This window comes from Nocardioides sp. (assembly GCF_035703625.1).
GTDB lineage: Bacteria > Actinomycetota > Actinomycetes > Propionibacteriales > Nocardioidaceae > Nocardioides.
This window is the reverse complement of the sequence record NZ_DASSXS010000290.1, coordinates 1-2,271: the sequence shown is the minus strand read 5'-3', so window position 1 is coordinate 2,271 and position 2,271 is coordinate 1. Positions and strand designations below refer to the sequence as shown.

Here is a 2,271-nt window from a genome sequence, read left to right as displayed (position 1 = left end):
GTGTCCTCGAGCTCCTTGACGGTGGCCTCGGGTACGACGCGCGCCCGCTCGGCGTCGTCGGCCCGCTCCCGGATCGTGGGCAGCAGGTCGCGGACACCGGAGAGAACCTGGGCGCCGTCGAGAACAGTCTGGGTCATGCTCGCAATACTAGAACACGTTCTTGTTTTGTGCGAGGACCCGGCCGCATGACGCCGAGGCCTCAGCGGAAGCTGGCCGCCGCCGCCTCGACCTGCGCCACGTGGGCGGCCCAGTCGTACCCGTCCCCCGGCAGGTTGGAGCTCTGGACCAGGAAGCCGGCCGCACCGTCGAGCAGCTCGCGCAGGATGTCGGCGTGCCCGGCGTGGTGGTGGGTCTCGGTCGCGACGTGGACCAGCATCTGGTGGAGCGTCACCCGGTCGTGGGGCGGCGACCAGTGCGCCACGACGCCCTGGCTGTCGAGGTCGAGGGCATCGAAGGTCCCGGCAGCGTGGGCCCAGGCCCGGTGGTAGAGGTCGACCACCCACTCGCGTGACTCCCCGGGCGTCGCCCACATGTCGGCGTTGAGAGGGGCATCGTCGGAGTACCAGGGCAGGTCGATCCCCGGATCACGCCCGAACGTGGACCCGAAGTAGCCGAGCTCCACGCTGGCGAGATGCTTGACGAGCCCGAGCAGGTTGGTGCCGGTCGGGGTGAGCGGGCGGCGTACGTCGTACTCGGAGAGTCCGTCGAGCTTCCACAGCATCGCGTCGCGGGCCCCCTGGAGGTAGAGGACGAGCGTCTCCTTGGGATCCGTCACGCGGTCACCCTGTCACGCCACCGTCGCGCGGCGGACGATCTCGTCGACGACCTGCTCGAGTGGTGCGGTGGCGTCGATCCGGATGCCGTCGTTCGGGGTGTCCTCCCCGGTGCGGTGCAGCCGCAGGACGAGCTCGCGTTCGGACTGCCGTGCGCCGAACTCGTCCGCCGGTCGCTGGTCGAGTCGCCGGCGCAGGGTGTGCCGGTCGATCTCCAGGACGAAGACGTCGTCGAACAGGTCCAGGAACTGCGCGAAGTTCCGCGAGCCACCGCAGAAGAAGGTCCAGGGCGCACTCCGGTCGGCGACGAGAGCCCGAACCCTCTCCACGTCCCAGATGTGGCGCCAGTGCGACGGCGGGTCGTCGGTCGGCTCACCCGTGTCCGGGTCTCCCTGATAGGCCAGGTCGGTGTCGCCGTTGACGGCGTCGAAGCCCCGGCGCCGCAGCTCGTGACAGACCGAGGTCTTGCCAGTCGTGGAGACGCCTTCGACCAGGTAGTTCCGCTCGCCCATCGCTGGACGCCGGGTCGCTCAGGCCCCGGGCTGGTACGGCGTCAGGACGCAGAACTCGTTGCCCTCGGGATCGGCGAGCACCGCCCAGCCCTTGTCCGGACCCTTGCGCAGGTCGTCGACCAGGGTGGCTCCGAGGTCGAGGACCCGGTCGATCTCCTCGTCGCGGGACCGGTCGGTGGGGCGCAGGCAGATGTGCATGCGGTTCTTGACCGTCTTGGGCTCGGGGACCTTGAGGAACAACAGGTAGCGGTCGTCGGGGCCGGCGAGACCGCACTCCTCGTCGTCGGGCTTCATCTCCCAGTCGTCCTCGACCGTGAAGTCCTCGAGGACCTTCGCCCACCACATGGTCTGGGCGTAGGGGTCGGCGGCGTCGATGCAGAAGTTGGATGCGCGAGATGCCATGTCGCCACCCTGCCACCCCCGACCGACGGGCAGCCGTCGTACCCCACGGGACGGTCGCTCGTTGCACCGGCATGAGAGCCCCCACACGCCCGGTCGTCGGCCTGGCGGCGACCCTGCTCGCCGCAGTGCTCGCCGGCGTACTCGTCGGCGGTCCGACCGCGAACGCCGTCGGACCGGCGGCGCCGTCCGGCCCGGCCCTGACCCAGCCGCAGGAGCGGCTGCGCAGCGCCACCGACTGCCAGCCACTGGCCGAGCTGCGCGCCGCGAGGCGGGTCGTGCTGCTGGTCCACGGCACGGGCGAGAAGAGGGCCGAGACGTGGTCGTGGAGCTACGAGCCCGCCCTGCGCGCCGACGGCTTCGCGACGTGCGCCGTGCAGCTGCCCGACCACGGGCTCGGCGACTTCGCCGTGGCCGCGGAGTACGTCGTCGCTGGTGTCCGCAAGGCGTCGCGGCGGGCCGGTCGCCCGGTCGCGGTGATCGGGTACAGCCAGGGCGGCGCGCTGCCCGTGTGGGCGGCGAAGTTCTGGCCCGACGTCGCCGACCGGGTCACCGACCTGATCAGCCTCGGCGGACCCTTCGACGGC

Annotated in this window: 4 protein-coding genes; 1 reads left to right on the top strand and 3 read right to left on the bottom strand. The window is 71.2% G+C overall.

Features of this window, described 5'->3' with window-relative positions:
• Positions 1-199 precede the first annotated feature (199 nt).
• The 3 genes from VFN12_RS15180 to VFN12_RS15170 are packed head-to-tail and all read right to left on the bottom strand — an operon-like array spanning position 200 to position 1,687.
• Positions 200-775, bottom strand: coding sequence for a DinB family protein (locus tag VFN12_RS15180; protein WP_325119578.1), 576 nt, complete (start codon positions 773-775; stop codon positions 200-202).
• A 12-nt stretch (positions 776-787) separates the two neighbouring features.
• Entirely contained in the window at positions 788-1,285 is a 498-nt protein-coding gene (locus VFN12_RS15175) for an AAA family ATPase (RefSeq protein WP_325119577.1), read from the bottom strand.
• A gap of 18 nt (positions 1,286-1,303) precedes the next feature.
• The gene (locus VFN12_RS15170; protein WP_325119576.1) at positions 1,304-1,687 is read right to left on the bottom strand and encodes a VOC family protein; all 384 of its coding nucleotides are present in this window, start codon (positions 1,685-1,687) and stop codon (positions 1,304-1,306) included.
• Between the two features lie 71 nt (positions 1,688-1,758).
• On the opposite strand from VFN12_RS15170, the gene VFN12_RS15165 reads away from it, so the two are divergent.
• The coding region (locus tag VFN12_RS15165; RefSeq protein WP_325119575.1) for an esterase/lipase family protein at positions 1,759-2,271 on the top strand (513 nt) is incomplete at its 3' end.